This is a genomic window from Brevibacillus laterosporus DSM 25 (assembly GCF_002706795.1).
Lineage (GTDB): Bacteria > Bacillota > Bacilli > Brevibacillales > Brevibacillaceae > Brevibacillus_B > Brevibacillus_B laterosporus.
On sequence record NZ_CP017705.1, the window covers coordinates 2,945,196 to 2,959,557 of the forward strand.

Consider the following 14,362-nt stretch of genomic DNA (forward strand, 5'->3'; position numbering starts at 1 on the left):
ACGAGCCGCCCCTTTAAAAGGACAGTCTATTGTATGACCGTAGGTGTTACCAGCACCTGCGGTCTTTTTATTATATGTTGCTTGTACTCTTATAATACCACATTAAGGGAATAGATAAACAGTAGAGTATAGGCACTTCTTCCATCTTTAAATTGGGCGTTTTGCTTAATTTATTTCGCCTTACGCACAATACTGTTATATTTATCTAAGAGGTGGAAGCCATGTCTAGTTTAGGAAGCAGATTAAAACAAGCACGTGAGAATAAACGTCTTACTCAAATTCATGTAGCAAAAAAACTCGGTATTTCAAATGGCACTCTATCTGGATATGAAAGAAATTACCGCGACCCTGATACAGAAACATTATCCCAACTTGCAGGTGTTTATGAAGTGTCATTAGATTGGTTAATAGGAATAACCTCTTCATCAACGAAAGAGCCAAAAGAGTTTACTTCAGATGCGGAACAAATTCAAAATATTTTAGACTCTCTTCCTAGTGATAAACGCAAATATTTTTTGGAGCAAATATCTATTCTCGCTGCTGGAATCAAAGTAATGGAGAAAGAGGGAAAAGACAATAAATAAAAACCGTTCATCAGGAACGGTTTTGCTGTTTTATTTTTATGTCTATCGACTTACTTGTATCAGCTTTTCTTTTTAATAAGTACATAACTTCTTCTATTCCACAGGCCCAAAATTCCTCAACTATAGTTTTGCTTATCTCTAGTCCCTCTTTGTTTGTATAGGAACACACAATATTATAATTTGTCATAAATTCCTCCAGGAGGTTATTTAATGAAAATATTGACTGAAAGTAAAAATATTAAATGTGGATAGAATTTTTGCAGACATTTTAATTATACTCAAGCTTATACTCATACAATACCATACTATAGGAATTTTAAAAGACCATGAAAGATCTGATGGTTAAAAATTCAATATTTTATGTGTAGAAAGAAAAGAGAAGGAAGTGTAAAATGTTAATTGAGTGAAAAAAGATACTGAACGAAAGGAGATAAGTTATAAGATAAATTTTACTACTGATAGATTGAGGTAATATGAATGGATACTTTCATGTACATAATTTTAGGCATCATCGACATTTTATCCATATTAGTGCTGTCTTTTAAGGTATTTCGTTTCCCGTTGATATACAAGAAAGAGTTTTTAATTATATCAACCACAGCATCACTAGTATCATATCTAAATAGGGTAATACTTGAAATACCTAATGTTGATGGATGGGTACAATACTCTATACTAGTTTTGTTTTTTAGATATATGTTAAAGGTGCGACTATTTGACAGTACCATACTGGCGACTGTAGGATATCTAGGTTTTAATATTGTGCAATATAGCACTTATGTTGTTCTGTTATGGACAGGGGTAGTATCGTTTGCAGATGGTCAAGCTCTTGTAAATTTAGGTACTTACATAATACAGTTGACAACTCATATATTTGTTTTTCTAGCAGCTTGGTTAATTTACAGGTATAACCATGGATTTTCTTTCATTATGGTTCCACCACATGATGTCCACATCAGAACTAAAATGACACCTTTAAAATTCCTAATAATGATAATGGTCTTTTTATCTACAGTTACAATTTTATTTGTAACAAACTGGATGTTGACCTTTAATGGTAACCCTACTAGTTTGATTCCTGTGTTTATCCTGTATTTAGTTATTCTTCTTAAACTATTGGAGAAAAAGGAATTGACTAATGAATGATTGAAAAACTGTCCCATTTTTTTGCAATTAAGATTTATGAAGCGAATCCCGATAAAAAAGAGAGTATAGATGTTTTATCGTATTCATTATCCATTACACTAAATTATTTTCTAGTATTTTCCTTTTCCCTATTGATCGGTTATTCAACAAATGAATTTGTGAGTACAATCATTTCAATGGTAAGTTTTATCGTTCTACGCATTTTCTCGAAGGGGTACCATGCAAAATCTCTAACTACATGTTTTATTTTGACAACAGCGATCATTGCAACGATTCCTCACGTAAAAGCACAAGAATATACGGATGTTATAAATATAGTAAACGTTTTCCTTGTGTTATTTTTAGCGCCAAATGATAGCTATGAGGAAGAAGCGATTCTTAAAAAACGAGTTTATTTACTTAAAGTAATTTCATTGGTTATCGTCTTATCTAATTTTATTATCTCGTCACATATTGTGGCTCTTTCCTTTTTTGCACAATCATTATTATTACTCCCTAGAAGGAGGTGAGGGCAATGAATAAAAAGTTCGCGAAAACAATTTCGAAGGGATTAGGTACTTTGGGTAAAGTTTATGCACAACTTGCAAAAGTTACAATCGGTAGCCCGTCTGTACCTAAAGAATTAAAATAGTAAGCTAAGGTATGGGTGATATAAAGCTATTTGGTATAACGCCATCAGGAAACCGTAGCGATAGGTCTGCATATGTCGAAATACCACTTGAGGACATAAATACTATTGATAGATTCAACGATATTACCGTTGCCTATCACACTAAAATGGGGATATTCCTTCCGGTGAATTCGTTAGAGGGATATAATATTTGTCTCGATAAATACGGATTTACAAACTTAGACTCTACAAATGTCACAAATCTAAAAAATATAGAAGACGTGGAAGTTACTCCATATGGTATTACTGTTCACTTTCCGAATGGAACGCAAACAACTGCATCTCGAATGAAGTATAAGCAATTCTTGAAAGACTTACCAAAAAGGCCACCTAAATAAGGTGGTTTTTTTGTGTCTTAGAAGTCGGGTATTATACATCAATATAGTGTAAATGTAAAGTTAAATTGCCCCATGGGTCTATTGATATTCAAAAGCCGCCATTTAGATGTTACGATTTTAATAAGTAGAATTATTTGGGGATTGACTACAGTTTTTATTACTGAGGGCGGTGTACATAAGTATGATTTTTAATCAAAATGATAATTTGAAAAGTTGAGCATTGATCAAATAATTGTTTTGTATGCTTTTGAAGTATTGTATAATGAGAACTAAAGTTCGCATCAGAGGGGGAGTAAACATGAGAGAGCTTAAAATAGTTGAAATAGATGAACAGCAATCTGAGGAACTTACTAATAAAATTATAGCGATACTTTGCTGTAATTATTCCATAAACCCTGATGCAAAACGAGTTATTGATGAGATAAAGGAATGCCGTTCAGGATGAATGGCACAACGAGGTGGAAACCGTGAGTAAATTAGGAGATAGATTAAAGGAAGCTCGTGAAAATAAAAATTTAAAGCAAACCCAAGTGAAAGTTTATACAGGTATTAACAACAAGACGCTGAGTGGTTATGAAAATGGAGTGAGTGAACCAGATGTAGAGACGTTGAGAACACTAGCTAATTTATATGATGTTTCTGTTGATTGGTTAGTTGGCAATATTTGCGATATTGATATACAAGATTCTACTTCATATACCGAAGAGATCAAAAAGTTCAAAATGATATTAGCTTCTCTTCCTAGAAATAAACACAAACATTTTTTAGAACAAATCTCCATTTTCGCTGCTGGGATTATTGCTGTTGAGAAAAAATACAATGGTGATAAATAAAAAACCGTTCTGATGAACGGTTACGACTACATAAATTTATTTTTTATTTTTGTTTTCTAGGGCAACGATGCCAGCAGCCACTACATACATTTGGTCAAGAAGCTCTCTTCGTTTATTATTAGGTAGAGAATTTAAGATTTCTTTTATTTCTTCAGCATCTGGATTTTGAATCTCATTTAATTGATTAGGCACAAAAACAGTATCCATTCCTGCCAGCCAATCAATAGAAACTTCGTATAAAGTTGCTAGTTGCTTCAAGGTGCTAAGATCGGGTTCGCGTTGTCCAGATTCATATTTAGCTAATGTGCTATTGTCTATACTCAATTGCTCTGCGACTTTGTTTTGTTGCAGGCCTTTTTTAGTTCTTGCTTCACGTAATCTTTGAGCAACTAATTTATAAGAACTATCCAACGGCTTTTCGTAGTTATTATGCTCGTTCTTATTTATTGAAGGCGATGGTTCATCAGAACGACCTAGTAAGTAATCAACAGTCACACCAAAAAAATCTACAATGCTCTCTAAACGTTTCCCTCTTGGCAAACGCACTTCACCTTTAGGATTTTCATAATGTGTAATAGAAGTGCGAGGGATATCTAACTTTAAAGCTAATTCTTCTTGAGATAAGCCTCTTTCTTCTCTTAATTTCTTGAGTCTTTCAGGAAATCCCACGAGATTCACCCCTTTGTATAGATGTAATTTTACCATCTGATGTTCGTAAAAAAAACAGTGCGTTATAAGAACAAAAAACTATTGACATGTGCGTTTAACGCAAGTATTATATAAAGTGTAAGGTGCTTAAAACGAACGGCGAGGAGGTGCTTAAATGACAAAAACAAAGCCCCGTACTTCCTTGATAGCTTTGAGAAAAAGCAAAGGATTTACACAGCAAGCTCTTGCTGATCTAGTCGGGATCAATAGATGTTTTTTATCTAACATAGAAAGGGGGAAGTATTCTCCTTCATTAGAAGTCGCTTACAAGATCGCTAATGCCCTTGATACACACATTGAAGAAATTTTTTTTGGGAATGAAGTGCGAAAAACGAACAAAAGAAAGCGATCTGCATAAGAGTGATCACATGTACTGTAATCACTCATCAACCTTAATTTTTCCGTTTTTCTTTTCGAACTCATCAATATGACGTTCGATAAGATGTTCGATTTGCATAGCGATTGATCGTTTGTTTTTATCAGCAATATATTTGATCTTTTCGAAGTTAGTTTCTTGTAAACGCAATGTAAAAGGACGTTTATCAGTAGCCATTGACGTCACCTCATATTCATTTTGATGTCACTAAGATAGCAAATCAAAAAATAAATGTATGCAACCATATTGACATCATAGTGATATCACTTTACAATAAAATCCAAGGAGGTGATTTCAAAGTGATGTCACCTAAGAAAAAAACTTTGTCACTTAGGATCACGTTCGAACTTGATAAGCAATTAGAAGTCGCAGCTTCAGAAATAGGGGTTTCTAAGAACGCATTAATTGCAACTGTCCTTAATGATGCTATTAAAAAGAAATTTAAGTCTAAACAACCAGCATAGGTGATTACACCAACCATAATTACCTGAAAGGAGAAAACAAATGTCAATATCATCTAGGGTTGTCCCATTAACATCACCACATATAAATAGGTCAAGAGGTGATGGGAAAATGGAAAAATTCGGTCCTTGGTTCAAAGTACTACGTGAGTCAAAAAAGATGACGGTTGATGAACTATCTAACATCTCAGATGTAAGCATTGATTACATTACAGAGATGGAGGAAGAAGAAAGATTCCTGATTGAACCAGAAGCATTTAGAAAGTTAGCCAGCGCTTTAGAAATGGACTTTGTAGACCTCATATCCAAAGCAAGCTTCTTAGCAAAAAGAGAAGATCGGCCTTTATATGTAAAAAAACTTGGATTAACGACAATAAAAATCAGGTCTGCACTTCCGTTTATGACACCAGATGAAAGAGACAAGTGGTATGACGATAATGCCGATCTGCCAGAAGTGAAGAACTATCGTAGAGCTTTAGCTGAAGCGAATATTTATATTCACGAAAGAGAGCAACAAAAAAATGCAACTACAGCTTAAATGCCCAGTATGGGCATGGTGGACAAGCTTACAAAAATTCCCCCAGGTGAGCAGCCCGAGGGAAAGCATGAAAGATGAACACATTTTAATTGTAAAACAACTTATCAAATTTAGCTGTTCTTATTTGGAACAAATTGGAACAAGTTTGAAGAAGGAGAGAGAAAAGTGAAGAAGTTCGGAGCGATACTGCACGCTTGCAGAGAAAGAGCAGGGTTAAGCCAAGAGCAATTAGCCGAAAAGCTCAATCGTTCAAGAAGTTGCATAAGCAAGCTGGAGACAGATAAGAAAACGTTGGATTTCCAAACGGGACTAGCGTGGATAGAAGCCACAGGAGCGAAGGAGGTGGCTGTAGCGTTCTTCTGTGGAATGGATGGGATGTCCATCATGCAAAATGTTCTATCAGTAATGGTGTAAAGGAGTTGAGAGGGTGAAAGAAATGCTGGATGGTTTGGATGAAGAGGAGCTATATCACATTGTAAATGGGATGCTCGATCAATCTACGATAAGCCTCCAGAATGGCGATCCTATTGACGCTAAAAAGAAGCAAATCATAGCAGAAAAGGTTTTAAACATTAAGTTAGCAAGACAAGTTGAACAAATTGAAAGAATCTTACAAAGGAGGGAACAGCGTGAACTATGAGGACTTAATTGCTGATCTAAAAAGATACCAGCGATTGATGATGATTACTAAAACAGCAGGAGATCATCAAGCCCATGAGAACTATCGCCAAGTTACCCGTTGGATTACAGAACAGATAAAAGAGCATGAAAAAACCGCCTGCTCGCAACAGACGGCATCGTAACAAAAATTTGTACCTCTACAATACCAAATAATCGGAGGTTGGACAAGCATGGAACGAAATATTAGAACCGTTCAAATGGAGCTAAATGAACAAAATCGTGCTATCGAGCGCTTGAATACAGAAATTATATCAATGGATGAAGACATGCGAGCTTTAGAAGAAAAAATCAATAAGATCGGTAGAGAGCTTGCTGAAATGGAATCAACAAGAAGTGATTTACGGGAAGAGTTATGGCGTCGTGAAGATCATGTAGCAGCCTTAGTACGGGAGGGAAAACATCATGCCAACATTGCTTGATTTTCCAGAGTATACAGATCGTGTTGAACCAACCAGACAACGTTATATACGACGTGGAATTACAGCATTTGATGAGCAAGCAGATAACTTATTCAGACATTTAGATAGCCATATTGAGGAAATGTTGTACCTAAGAGACACACTTGCAGATCGCTCTATGCAAGAAAACAGACAAGCAGTTAAAGACCTTACAAATCAACTTCTAAGTGAACTGGGGTAATGAAGCACACTTTTCCTCTCCCTGAGCTATACAGAGCTTTAAGTGATGAACAAACATTAAAACGGTTTGCAATTGCATACATGCAACGGAACTTCCCAAATTGGAAGCCGGTTCAAATTATCAGTAATAAAGTGCTTGCTGAATATACAGGACTTGGCGAGAAGGGGTGAAAGAGGTGCTAGCCCAACGATTAGTAGATACAAGGAATATGGGATATGAGGAATGGCTTGAATATAGACGTTTAGGCATTGGTGGTTCTGATGTAGCAGCTATTTGCCAGATGAGCCGTTATAGATCACCAATGGCTGTGTACCTTGAGAAATTAGGTGAAGCTTCACCAGTAGAAGACAATCCAAAAATGAAAGCAGGACGTATGTTAGAGCCACTTATAGCTGATTGGTTTGCAGGAGACACCGGATATAAAGTATGGCGACAAAACGCAATATTTCAGCATCCGGAACATGATTTTATGCTAGCTAATATTGATCGATGGCTCCCAGGTCAAAATGCAGGGCTAGAATGCAAGAACACGGCTGAGTATTGTCGGAATGATTGGTTAGGAACACAAGCTCCTACAGAATATATCCTTCAGTGCAATCACTATATGGCTGTTACAGGAGCAGATAGATGGTTTATAGCAGTGCTTATCGGTGGTTGGGATTTTCAATGGCGAGTCATCGAGAGAGATGATGAGTTAATCAAAAACCTAATTACGGTGGAACGTGAGTTTTGGAATAACCATATAAAAGCAAAAGTACCTCCAGCATACTCTCAACAAGACACTGAGTATCTGAGTGACCAATATCCTGAATCTATCTCACAATCTAGCATTGAACTTCCAGAAGAAGCCTATGACAGTATACAGATGCTTTATCAAGCAAGGGCCGAAAAGAAGGATGCAATGAAACGTGAAGAGACAGCCGTGAACCAAATCAAAGGATACATGAAAAATCATGAGTTAGCTTACTTTCAGGGTGAATTAAAGTTCTCTTGGAAAACCGGAAAGAGAAGCAGAACATTTAGGGTTATTGGAGGAGACGAATAAGAATGACAACTGATAAAAAAGTAGATCAGTCTGATATCTCAAAACAACTTGCGGCCAGAACGCAAACCAAAGCCGAGAACTTCAACATGACAATCAAAAAGGAGCTTGCAGATAACTTCCAAGCGATTAAATCAATTGTTCCTAAGCATATGACACCAGAAAGGCTTGCGAGGATAACACTAACAGCAATCAGCCGCACTCCAAAGCTAGCAGAATGTACTTCAGCATCAATAGTAGGGGCTGTGATGAATTGCGCAACGCTTGGACTTGAACCTAATTTAATGGGACATGCGTACCTTGTTCCATTTAAGGATAACGAAACTGGAAAATGGGAATGTCAATTCCAAATCGGTTATAAAGGGCAGATCGACTTGATTCGGCGCACAGGTGATGTATCAAAAATCTATGCAGAAACAGTGTACGAGAACGATCTGTTTATCTACTTAAAAGGTGAAGATAAAAGGTTAGTCCATGTCCCTTTTGACATGTTACATCTACTAGAAAATTTTCAACCTAATAAAGATGACTTCTTAGAAATCATGATGGCTCAAGCAATTACCCGTATCAAAGAACGCAATCCTAAAGATGAAGGAAAAGCAGTCAGATATTATTCAGCTTATAGGTTAAAAGACGGAGCATTTGATTTCATGACACTCACAGCAGAACAATGTCAGCTACATGCTTTGAAACATTCGAAGTCAAAGAAAAACAATAAGCTAGTGGGACCATGGACAAATCACTTTGATGCTATGGCAAAGAAAACATGCATTAAAGAAATGGCAAAATACATGCCTATCAGCATTGAGGTACAAGAGAAATTAGCACTTGATGAAGCTGTATTAAAACCACGTAGAGATAACGGAATTGAGTCAGACAATATCTTTGATGCAGATTACAAAGTGATAGAAGCAGAGGAAGAAACGGAGCCAGAGGCACAAGAAGAAACGGAGTAAGAATGGGGTTGATAACATGGGAATGTTTGATGAAGTAAGAGCCGTACAAAAGCCAAATTTCAAGCGTAGAACGAAAAAACGGGTAGATCAGGGGAGAATTACTCCCCAGGTCTACAAAGAAGTAATGGAGCGAGACAAAGGGCGTTGTGTGCTGTGTGGTAAGACTACATGGTTACAAGCACACCACATCATTTTTAGAAGCGAGGGAGGCACTGGAGAGGCCCATAACCTTGCCTTAGCTTGCGGGCCATCTACTCAAACAGGTACGTGTCATTGGAAGGCTCACCACACGAAAGAAGGGCGTCAAGCGTTTCGGGATTACAGAGAAAAGGTGCTGCTTCCATTGTATCGAGGAGCATCGTAACAAGAGGGGAGCACGAAGGATGGACACAACAGATAAATACGGGGCGGGCTTCGTGGTCATCCCCCGTATAACCTTTGAACATTTTATAGATGAGGTGCTTTATAACTTCCTGATGAAAGGTGCGAATTACAAGGCTTCTAACGAGTGTCAGAGAGGACAAATTATTGTTTCGGTTAGGAAATTACCTGAAGTAATGGGATGGACTTACCAGCAGATCAGGACTTCACTAGACAGATTATCGAAGAGCCACCTAATCAAAATGGAGCAGATAAAATACAAAGGCAACAAAGCTTCACTAATCACAATTGTAAATTATGACGGGTTTCAGCAGCTAGAAAACTACTCAAAAATTAACGCACCGAACAACGCACCGAACAACGCAAGTGCTAACGCACCTAATAACGCACCTAACGAACCTGAAAACGACGTTGTACCAAGCGTTTTGGGTGATGAAGAAGATGGGAACAACGCACCGAACAACGCAGGTACAAACGCACCGAACAGCGCACCGAACAACGCTAATAGAACATCAGTTAAACAACAAGTAAAACATATAAAAGAATCTTGTCGGAGTCGCGAAGACATTACCTCTTTTGTTGACTCGCAACAGCTCCTCAACCGGATTGAATTACCGAATCGTTTGTTTGTTGAATACTTCGATCTGGTGAGACTTCAAAGAAAATCAGGAAAGATAGCAAACAGCGTTCTTGAAGGACTATGGGGTAGGTTAGCTAAACAGGCTGCTAATGCAAAACAATCAGCAGAAGCAAATCAGGCGATCGTAACCTATGCACTATCTACATACATCATGAACTACGGTCATAAGCCTGCCGAGTACGCATTCGGTATCATCAGCAATACAAGCGAGCCTGAAGCAAGACAAGGAATGATTAGACTACAGAACTCCAAACAGGAGGGGAAAAATGGAAAGGGTAGGACGAGATTTCAATCAGATGTTTCAGGAATTGCAAAAAAAGGCACAAGCAACACGGAACGTTTCGCCCACCTCAACACAAATTCAACACCAGTGCCCAAAGTGCAAGGATCTTGGGGGGACGATGTCATATGAGGAATATGCCTTTGGGATAGAAAAGGATCGTTCTCTAAAATACGAGGTTTGGAAAGAGTGTGAATGTCAGAAAAACAAGAGAATAGAGCGTATGTTCAAATCCAGTCAAATTACTGAAGAGTTCCGAAAGCTTGGTTTTAAAAACTTTAGCGTGGATGGAATGCCAAACGTAATACGGGAAGCGTTCGATATCTCAGCCACATATTTTAGGAATTTTGAAGAAATCGAAAAGGAACGGAAAAATAGCATAGCCCTATTAGGTAGGCCAGGTTCAGGAAAGACTCACCTTCTCATGGCGATTTCAAACAACCTGATTAAGAAAGGTATACCTGTTATCTACTTCCCATGGGTTGAAGGATTTAATGAGTTGAAGAATGACTTTGATCTTCTGGATACGAAGATTAGACGATTACAAACGGTTAGGGTGCTATTTTTAGATGACTTATTCAAAGGGAGAGAAAAACCCACGGATTTCCAGACTGAGCAGTTATTCGCAATCGTTAACTATCGTTATTTAAACAAATTGCCCATATTGGTTTCATCAGAACGTACTTTTAAGGATATGTGCGTCATTGACGAAGCTACAGGTTCTAGGTTGTACCAAATGACAGCAGACTACCGGGCGACCCTAGAAGGTGAAGGATTGAACTATAGAACACGAGATGCGGAGGTTTTATCAAATGTTTAAACGATTTTCTAAAGAAGAAATCAATGATTTAAGAGCAAAAATTGTTCAGGGTCAGCTAGATGCAATCTCACTTTTTGATCTTCAACGCCTCATGAACGAACGTGATGCATTTGAATTTATGGTCAAAAAGCAAGAAGCTGGGCAACAACGAATCAATGAGTTCCTGACAGTCTTAGAGATTCAAAGTCAATTGGAAGAACAGATTAAGGAGCTTAAACAACGGTTGGAAAAATATGAGCCTTCACTAAATCAGGCTGTTTAGGAGGAATCAAGCATGAATCAATTAGTCTTTATTCAAAACAACCAGGTAGTTACTGATAGTCTAACAATCGCTGAGGTATTCGATAAGCGTCATGCAGATGTATTGAGAGATATCGACGGTCAAATCGAGAAATTAGACCAAGCAGGAGAAAGTGAATGGGGTCTACGCAACTTTGCACACACCCAGTATCAGCACCAACAAAACAAACAGTGGTATCCCAAATATGACCTTACCGAGGATGCTTTTGCTCTAGTGGCCATGAGTTATGTAACACCGGAAGCGATGAAAATGAAAGTGAAGTTCCTGGACCAGTTCAAGCAGATGAAGGAGCAAATAAATAACCCTCTAGCTGGAATGAGTAAAGAGCTTCAAGCCATTGTGATGATTGATAAACGGACGGTAGAAATCGAAAATAGATTGTTCAACCTTGAGCAAACCAAGACAGTAGATTACAGCCAACAACAAGTTTTAAACTCGCTCTGCAAACGCAAAGTGATGGAGATTATCGGCGGTAAAGAAAGTCCAGCATATAAACAAATTGTGTTCAAAGTGTTTAAAGCAGTGTGGAATGATTACCAAGAGTATTTCGCTGTTAACTCTTACCGGAACACTGCAACTAAAGATTTTGAAAAGGCAAAAGAGTTTTTACAGAGATGGACCCCACGAGGCAAATTACTTCGGGAGATTGAAGATGCGAATGGTCAAATGAACATGTTCGGTGGATTTAAAGGAGCATAGAAGATGAACGACGATAAAGCAGTATTAGCTATACAAATTAACTACTTTAAAAAATACGTACATGAGCTAGAAGAGGATATTAAAAACGTGCAGTATGACTACTCCAAAAGAATTCTGGAGGGCAGTTTGAAAGACTATCAGAAGGGCTTGGCAGAGGTTCAAGCTAGATGGGAGGCATTAGGTCATGATGACCAAGGAAGAGTTGCAAGAAATCCGTGAACGTGTAGGGAAAGCTACTTCAGGCTCTTGGAAAGAGAGAGCAAGGAACGGAGATTTTATGCTCATTGATAGGGGATTTATTATAGCAGGAACTCAGAATGATCTTGATTTTATCATAAATGCTCGGCAGGATATCCCGAACTTACTCTCAGAAATTGATCGGTTGAGAAAAGCGCTATTAAAGATTGAACTTTGCGCAGCTACATCGAATGAGACTTGGGGACGTTTACAGAAAAATTGCTGGATAATTGCAAGTGAAGCATTGAAAGAATTTTGAGCAAACGGAGGGAGAGCATGAGAGTGAACACGAGCTATGCAAATAGAGGAATGGCATTTGAGCAAATGCTAGAACTAGCAAATAAGCAATACGAACGAAAAGATATTGCAGTAATTAATAAACGCCCCACTCCTGTAAAAGTGTTGAAAACAGAAGGAACAAACATCAAAAAAGCTGTTTATGATTCAAAATCAACAGTCGATTATTACGGAGTATACAAAGGCAGAGCAATTTATTTTGAGGCAAAGTCTACTAAAAGTCATACGAGCTTTTCACTAGCAAACATCGGTGATCACCAGTTAGAACATTTGGCAAAGACAGAATTAAATGGCGCCCTGTGCTTCTTTCTAATCGAGTTTGCAAGTAAGAGGGAGGTTTACTTTGTCCCATACTCATTCATTCGAATTTACGTGCTTAACGCCCGTCTAGGAGGCCGTAAAAGCATCCCTTATGACGAGTTCGAAGTTTACGCTTACTTGGTTCAGAAATCTCAAAGGGCCTCACTGGATTACCTGGTATACGTAGATCGGATGATGGGAGTGGCGTGAATGGGGTACATCTCAGCGAAAAAAGCTAACAAATTAGCTGGTGAAGGTAATTTCAAAGGCCGTCCATTATACATTGCTTGTGAAGAGTACGACTTCATCTGGATGGAAAGTGAAATAGATACGGTACGGCAGTTATGGAGAAAAGGAGAATCTATTGTCGATATCGCTAAAACGGTAAAAAGACATGTTAACGAGGTAGCAATACTCATCATGGATCAAAACGAACATGGAGAGATTGGAAACCGTAGAGGTGGCGTGTTCGGACACGTTAGCTAGGTAAGTCAATAAATCAAGAGGAGTGAGCCTTGATGAATACACAGGACAATCAAATAGTTAAAGAAATGTTGAACAAAGAGCAACTAGATTGGCAGAAACAAGTCATTCGTGAGGAGATGGAAACCGAATGAACTACGGCTTTACATGGATAGAGATTGACGATGCTCAGGCGCTTAGAGAGTGGGCGGAGTGCAAGAGTTACTCTCCAGACAATGGATAAGCTTCACCAGCTCTTCCAAACACCAAATGCACGACATGATACTGCCGCACGGGTAGATCAGGAAAAACAAAACGAACGTTATCTCTGTTTGGAATAGCTTCAACTTCAAAAGGGATGCTGTGTAGTCGAAACTTTCGAATTAGCCTAGCAGATCGGCTACACGGCACTAGATAATAAAACGATTTTTGCATGATATATCACTCCTTGTTGCCATTGTAGTGCGAGGAGCTGGGACAAAAATAGGGAGAATGAGAAATGGCTATAAACGAGGGAATGTTTACTTCAAGTACTGATTTATGGGAGACACCGCAAGATTTCTTCAACCAGTTAAACAAAGAGTTTGGCTTCCAGTTAGACGTTTGCGCACTACCAGAAAACGCAAAATGCGAAAGGTATTTCTCCCCTGATGAGGATGGTCTACAGCAAGAATGGACGGGCATTTGTTGGATGAATCCCCCTTATGGAAGACAGATAGGTAAGTGGATAAAGAAAGCTTACGAATCGTCTCTTAATGGAGCTACTGTAGTGTGTTTAATTCCAGCAAGAACAGATGCAAGTTGGTGGCATGCCCATTGTATGAAAGGTGAAATTCGATTAGTTAAAGGACGTCTGAAGTTCGGCGGCAGTAAATGGAATGCACCTTTTCCTAATGCTGTAGTGATTTTTAGGAAAGTAGGATCTCAACATTCATATAAAGCGATAGATAAGTACGGTTATTTCATCTAACTG

General features: G+C 38.2%; 30 protein-coding genes. 26 read left to right on the forward strand and 4 right to left on the reverse strand.

What is annotated here, in order from left to right; genetic code table 11:
- Window positions 1-221: 221 nt before the first annotated feature.
- Window positions 222-584, forward strand: coding sequence for a helix-turn-helix domain-containing protein (locus BrL25_RS14300; protein WP_018673287.1), 363 nt, complete (start codon window positions 222-224; stop codon window positions 582-584).
- Window positions 585-594: 10 nt separating this feature from the next.
- On the opposite strand, the gene BrL25_RS24830 is transcribed toward BrL25_RS14300, so the two are convergent.
- Window positions 595-771 (reverse strand): hypothetical protein, encoded by a 177-nt coding sequence (locus tag BrL25_RS24830; protein WP_018673286.1) that lies wholly within the window; start codon window positions 769-771, stop codon window positions 595-597.
- 955 nt (window positions 772-1,726) lie between these two features.
- Here BrL25_RS24830 and BrL25_RS14310 point away from each other — a divergent pair.
- The 4 genes from BrL25_RS14310 (at window position 1,727) to BrL25_RS14320 (ending at window position 3,571) form a co-directional block, all read left to right on the forward strand.
- On the forward strand, window positions 1,727-2,239 hold the full coding sequence (locus BrL25_RS14310) for an accessory gene regulator ArgB-like protein (RefSeq protein WP_018673284.1): 513 nt from the start codon (window positions 1,727-1,729) through the stop codon (window positions 2,237-2,239).
- A gap of 133 nt (window positions 2,240-2,372) precedes the next feature.
- The gene (locus BrL25_RS26540; RefSeq protein WP_018673282.1) at window positions 2,373-2,738 is read left to right on the forward strand and encodes a LytTR family transcriptional regulator DNA-binding domain-containing protein; all 366 of its coding nucleotides are present in this window, start codon (window positions 2,373-2,375) and stop codon (window positions 2,736-2,738) included.
- A gap of 298 nt (window positions 2,739-3,036) precedes the next feature.
- Window positions 3,037-3,183, forward strand: a complete 147-nt coding sequence (locus tag BrL25_RS24835) for a hypothetical protein (protein WP_018673281.1) — start codon at window positions 3,037-3,039, stop codon at window positions 3,181-3,183.
- A 22-nt stretch (window positions 3,184-3,205) separates the two neighbouring features.
- The gene (locus BrL25_RS14320) at window positions 3,206-3,571 is read left to right on the forward strand and encodes a helix-turn-helix domain-containing protein (RefSeq protein ID WP_018673280.1); all 366 of its coding nucleotides are present in this window, start codon (window positions 3,206-3,208) and stop codon (window positions 3,569-3,571) included.
- A gap of 36 nt (window positions 3,572-3,607) precedes the next feature.
- On the opposite strand, the gene BrL25_RS14325 is transcribed toward BrL25_RS14320, so the two are convergent.
- Window positions 3,608-4,240: a helix-turn-helix domain-containing protein gene (locus BrL25_RS14325; protein WP_018673279.1), complete on the reverse strand. Its 633-nt coding sequence runs from the start codon at window positions 4,238-4,240 to the stop codon at window positions 3,608-3,610.
- Between the two features lie 154 nt (window positions 4,241-4,394).
- Here BrL25_RS14325 and BrL25_RS14330 point away from each other — a divergent pair, with 154 nt between their 5' ends.
- Window positions 4,395-4,637, forward strand: a complete 243-nt coding sequence (locus tag BrL25_RS14330) for a helix-turn-helix transcriptional regulator (protein ID WP_018673278.1) — start codon at window positions 4,395-4,397, stop codon at window positions 4,635-4,637.
- A gap of 21 nt (window positions 4,638-4,658) precedes the next feature.
- Here the strand turns inward: BrL25_RS14330 and BrL25_RS24840 are convergent, their stop codons facing one another.
- A complete protein-coding gene (locus tag BrL25_RS24840; RefSeq protein WP_018673277.1) occupies window positions 4,659-4,832 on the reverse strand; it encodes a hypothetical protein in 174 nt (57 codons plus the stop codon).
- A gap of 125 nt (window positions 4,833-4,957) precedes the next feature.
- On the opposite strand from BrL25_RS24840, the gene BrL25_RS14335 reads away from it, so the two are divergent.
- The 19 genes from BrL25_RS14335 to BrL25_RS14415 all read left to right on the forward strand — a co-directional run bounded on the left by BrL25_RS14335 (window position 4,958) and on the right by BrL25_RS14415 (window position 13,413).
- A complete protein-coding gene (locus tag BrL25_RS14335; RefSeq protein ID WP_236848110.1) occupies window positions 4,958-5,119 on the forward strand; it encodes a toxin-antitoxin system HicB family antitoxin in 162 nt (53 codons plus the stop codon).
- Window positions 5,120-5,228: 109 nt separating this feature from the next.
- Window positions 5,229-5,654: a helix-turn-helix domain-containing protein gene (locus BrL25_RS14340; RefSeq protein WP_018673275.1), complete on the forward strand. Its 426-nt coding sequence runs from the start codon at window positions 5,229-5,231 to the stop codon at window positions 5,652-5,654.
- 165 nt (window positions 5,655-5,819) lie between these two features.
- A complete protein-coding gene (locus BrL25_RS14350; RefSeq protein ID WP_018673273.1) occupies window positions 5,820-6,068 on the forward strand; it encodes a helix-turn-helix domain-containing protein in 249 nt (82 codons plus the stop codon).
- A gap of 22 nt (window positions 6,069-6,090) precedes the next feature.
- Window positions 6,091-6,294, forward strand: coding sequence for a hypothetical protein (locus tag BrL25_RS14355; RefSeq protein ID WP_035312211.1), 204 nt, complete (start codon window positions 6,091-6,093; stop codon window positions 6,292-6,294).
- The gene (locus BrL25_RS24845) at window positions 6,284-6,457 is read left to right on the forward strand and encodes a hypothetical protein (protein ID WP_018673271.1); all 174 of its coding nucleotides are present in this window, start codon (window positions 6,284-6,286) and stop codon (window positions 6,455-6,457) included. Before BrL25_RS14355 ends, BrL25_RS24845 begins: the two co-directional genes overlap by 11 nt.
- A 48-nt stretch (window positions 6,458-6,505) precedes the next feature.
- Window positions 6,506-6,754, forward strand: coding sequence for a hypothetical protein (locus tag BrL25_RS14360; RefSeq protein ID WP_018673270.1), 249 nt, complete (start codon window positions 6,506-6,508; stop codon window positions 6,752-6,754).
- Window positions 6,738-6,974, forward strand: a complete 237-nt coding sequence (locus tag BrL25_RS14365; RefSeq protein ID WP_018673269.1) for a hypothetical protein — start codon at window positions 6,738-6,740, stop codon at window positions 6,972-6,974. Before BrL25_RS14360 ends, BrL25_RS14365 begins: the two co-directional genes overlap by 17 nt.
- Window positions 6,974-7,144 (forward strand): hypothetical protein, encoded by a 171-nt coding sequence (locus tag BrL25_RS25200; RefSeq protein ID WP_018673268.1) that lies wholly within the window; start codon window positions 6,974-6,976, stop codon window positions 7,142-7,144. Before BrL25_RS14365 ends, BrL25_RS25200 begins: the two co-directional genes overlap by 1 nt.
- 5 nt (window positions 7,145-7,149) lie before the next feature.
- Window positions 7,150-8,019 (forward strand): YqaJ viral recombinase family nuclease, encoded by an 870-nt coding sequence (locus tag BrL25_RS14370; RefSeq protein WP_026315298.1) that lies wholly within the window; start codon window positions 7,150-7,152, stop codon window positions 8,017-8,019.
- Window positions 8,020-8,021: 2 nt separating this feature from the next.
- Window positions 8,022-8,972, forward strand: coding sequence for a recombinase RecT (locus tag BrL25_RS14375; protein ID WP_018673266.1), 951 nt, complete (start codon window positions 8,022-8,024; stop codon window positions 8,970-8,972).
- A 16-nt stretch (window positions 8,973-8,988) separates the two neighbouring features.
- Window positions 8,989-9,336 carry an HNH endonuclease gene (locus BrL25_RS14380; RefSeq protein ID WP_018673265.1) on the forward strand — a complete coding sequence of 116 codons (348 nt, stop codon included), beginning with the start codon at window positions 8,989-8,991 and terminating at the stop codon, window positions 9,334-9,336.
- A gap of 19 nt (window positions 9,337-9,355) precedes the next feature.
- Window positions 9,356-10,405, forward strand: a complete 1,050-nt coding sequence (locus BrL25_RS25700; RefSeq protein WP_018673264.1) for a hypothetical protein — start codon at window positions 9,356-9,358, stop codon at window positions 10,403-10,405.
- Entirely contained in the window at window positions 10,290-11,093 is an 804-nt protein-coding gene (locus tag BrL25_RS14385) for an ATP-binding protein (protein WP_236848043.1), read from the forward strand. Before BrL25_RS25700 ends, BrL25_RS14385 begins: the two co-directional genes overlap by 116 nt.
- Complete coding sequence (locus BrL25_RS14390) at window positions 11,086-11,355, forward strand: hypothetical protein (RefSeq protein WP_018673262.1); 270 nt, start codon at window positions 11,086-11,088, stop codon at window positions 11,353-11,355. The genes BrL25_RS14385 and BrL25_RS14390 overlap by 8 nt, the downstream gene beginning before the upstream one ends.
- 12 nt (window positions 11,356-11,367) lie before the next feature.
- Complete coding sequence (locus tag BrL25_RS14395; protein ID WP_018673261.1) at window positions 11,368-12,093, forward strand: Rha family transcriptional regulator; 726 nt, start codon at window positions 11,368-11,370, stop codon at window positions 12,091-12,093.
- Window positions 12,094-12,096: 3 nt separating this feature from the next.
- Complete coding sequence (locus tag BrL25_RS14400; protein ID WP_018673260.1) at window positions 12,097-12,312, forward strand: hypothetical protein; 216 nt, start codon at window positions 12,097-12,099, stop codon at window positions 12,310-12,312.
- Window positions 12,278-12,589, forward strand: coding sequence for a hypothetical protein (locus tag BrL25_RS14405; RefSeq protein ID WP_018673259.1), 312 nt, complete (start codon window positions 12,278-12,280; stop codon window positions 12,587-12,589). The genes BrL25_RS14400 and BrL25_RS14405 overlap by 35 nt, the downstream gene beginning before the upstream one ends.
- A gap of 17 nt (window positions 12,590-12,606) precedes the next feature.
- Window positions 12,607-13,137, forward strand: coding sequence for a Holliday junction resolvase RecU (locus BrL25_RS14410; RefSeq protein ID WP_018673258.1), 531 nt, complete (start codon window positions 12,607-12,609; stop codon window positions 13,135-13,137).
- Window positions 13,138-13,413 (forward strand): hypothetical protein, encoded by a 276-nt coding sequence (locus BrL25_RS14415; RefSeq protein ID WP_018673257.1) that lies wholly within the window; start codon window positions 13,138-13,140, stop codon window positions 13,411-13,413.
- Window positions 13,414-13,611: 198 nt separating this feature from the next.
- Here BrL25_RS14415 and BrL25_RS24850 read toward each other — a convergent pair whose 3' ends face one another.
- Window positions 13,612-13,824 carry a hypothetical protein gene (locus tag BrL25_RS24850; RefSeq protein WP_018673254.1) on the reverse strand — a complete coding sequence of 71 codons (213 nt, stop codon included), beginning with the start codon at window positions 13,822-13,824 and terminating at the stop codon, window positions 13,612-13,614.
- 64 nt (window positions 13,825-13,888) lie between these two features.
- Between BrL25_RS24850 and BrL25_RS14420 the strand changes: the two genes are divergently transcribed.
- The gene (locus BrL25_RS14420) at window positions 13,889-14,359 is read left to right on the forward strand and encodes a DNA N-6-adenine-methyltransferase (protein WP_018673253.1); all 471 of its coding nucleotides are present in this window, start codon (window positions 13,889-13,891) and stop codon (window positions 14,357-14,359) included.
- The last annotated feature ends 3 nt before the right edge of the window (window positions 14,360-14,362 follow it).

Coding starts and splice junctions, on each gene's coding strand:
- BrL25_RS14420 (WP_018673253.1), top strand. CDS start 13,889: ATGGCTATAAACGAGGGAATGTTTACTTCAAGTACTGATTTATGGGAG.
- BrL25_RS14310 (WP_018673284.1), top strand. CDS start 1,727: ATGATTGAAAAACTGTCCCATTTTTTTGCAATTAAGATTTATGAAGCG.
- BrL25_RS14390 (WP_018673262.1), top strand. CDS start 11,086: ATGTTTAAACGATTTTCTAAAGAAGAAATCAATGATTTAAGAGCAAAA.
- BrL25_RS14400 (WP_018673260.1), top strand. CDS start 12,097: ATGAACGACGATAAAGCAGTATTAGCTATACAAATTAACTACTTTAAA.
- BrL25_RS14410 (WP_018673258.1), top strand. CDS start 12,607: ATGAGAGTGAACACGAGCTATGCAAATAGAGGAATGGCATTTGAGCAA.
- BrL25_RS14340 (WP_018673275.1), top strand. CDS start 5,229: ATGGAAAAATTCGGTCCTTGGTTCAAAGTACTACGTGAGTCAAAAAAG.
- BrL25_RS14300 (WP_018673287.1), top strand. CDS start 222: ATGTCTAGTTTAGGAAGCAGATTAAAACAAGCACGTGAGAATAAACGT.
- BrL25_RS14380 (WP_018673265.1), top strand. CDS start 8,989: ATGGGAATGTTTGATGAAGTAAGAGCCGTACAAAAGCCAAATTTCAAG.
- BrL25_RS14330 (WP_018673278.1), top strand. CDS start 4,395: ATGACAAAAACAAAGCCCCGTACTTCCTTGATAGCTTTGAGAAAAAGC.
- BrL25_RS14355 (WP_035312211.1), top strand. CDS start 6,091: ATGCTGGATGGTTTGGATGAAGAGGAGCTATATCACATTGTAAATGGG.
- BrL25_RS14365 (WP_018673269.1), top strand. CDS start 6,738: ATGCCAACATTGCTTGATTTTCCAGAGTATACAGATCGTGTTGAACCA.
- BrL25_RS24850 (WP_018673254.1), bottom strand. CDS start 13,824: ATGCAAAAATCGTTTTATTATCTAGTGCCGTGTAGCCGATCTGCTAGG.
- BrL25_RS26540 (WP_018673282.1), top strand. CDS start 2,373: ATGGGTGATATAAAGCTATTTGGTATAACGCCATCAGGAAACCGTAGC.
- BrL25_RS14415 (WP_018673257.1), top strand. CDS start 13,138: ATGGGGTACATCTCAGCGAAAAAAGCTAACAAATTAGCTGGTGAAGGT.
- BrL25_RS25700 (WP_018673264.1), top strand. CDS start 9,356: ATGGACACAACAGATAAATACGGGGCGGGCTTCGTGGTCATCCCCCGT.
- BrL25_RS24835 (WP_018673281.1), top strand. CDS start 3,037: ATGAGAGAGCTTAAAATAGTTGAAATAGATGAACAGCAATCTGAGGAA.
- BrL25_RS14375 (WP_018673266.1), top strand. CDS start 8,022: ATGACAACTGATAAAAAAGTAGATCAGTCTGATATCTCAAAACAACTT.
- BrL25_RS14405 (WP_018673259.1), top strand. CDS start 12,278: ATGATGACCAAGGAAGAGTTGCAAGAAATCCGTGAACGTGTAGGGAAA.
- BrL25_RS24840 (WP_018673277.1), bottom strand. CDS start 4,832: ATGGCTACTGATAAACGTCCTTTTACATTGCGTTTACAAGAAACTAAC.
- BrL25_RS14385 (WP_236848043.1), top strand. CDS start 10,290: ATGTTTCAGGAATTGCAAAAAAAGGCACAAGCAACACGGAACGTTTCG.
- BrL25_RS14335 (WP_236848110.1), top strand. CDS start 4,958: ATGTCACCTAAGAAAAAAACTTTGTCACTTAGGATCACGTTCGAACTT.
- BrL25_RS25200 (WP_018673268.1), top strand. CDS start 6,974: ATGAAGCACACTTTTCCTCTCCCTGAGCTATACAGAGCTTTAAGTGAT.
- BrL25_RS14360 (WP_018673270.1), top strand. CDS start 6,506: ATGGAACGAAATATTAGAACCGTTCAAATGGAGCTAAATGAACAAAAT.
- BrL25_RS14395 (WP_018673261.1), top strand. CDS start 11,368: ATGAATCAATTAGTCTTTATTCAAAACAACCAGGTAGTTACTGATAGT.
- BrL25_RS24830 (WP_018673286.1), bottom strand. CDS start 771: ATGACAAATTATAATATTGTGTGTTCCTATACAAACAAAGAGGGACTA.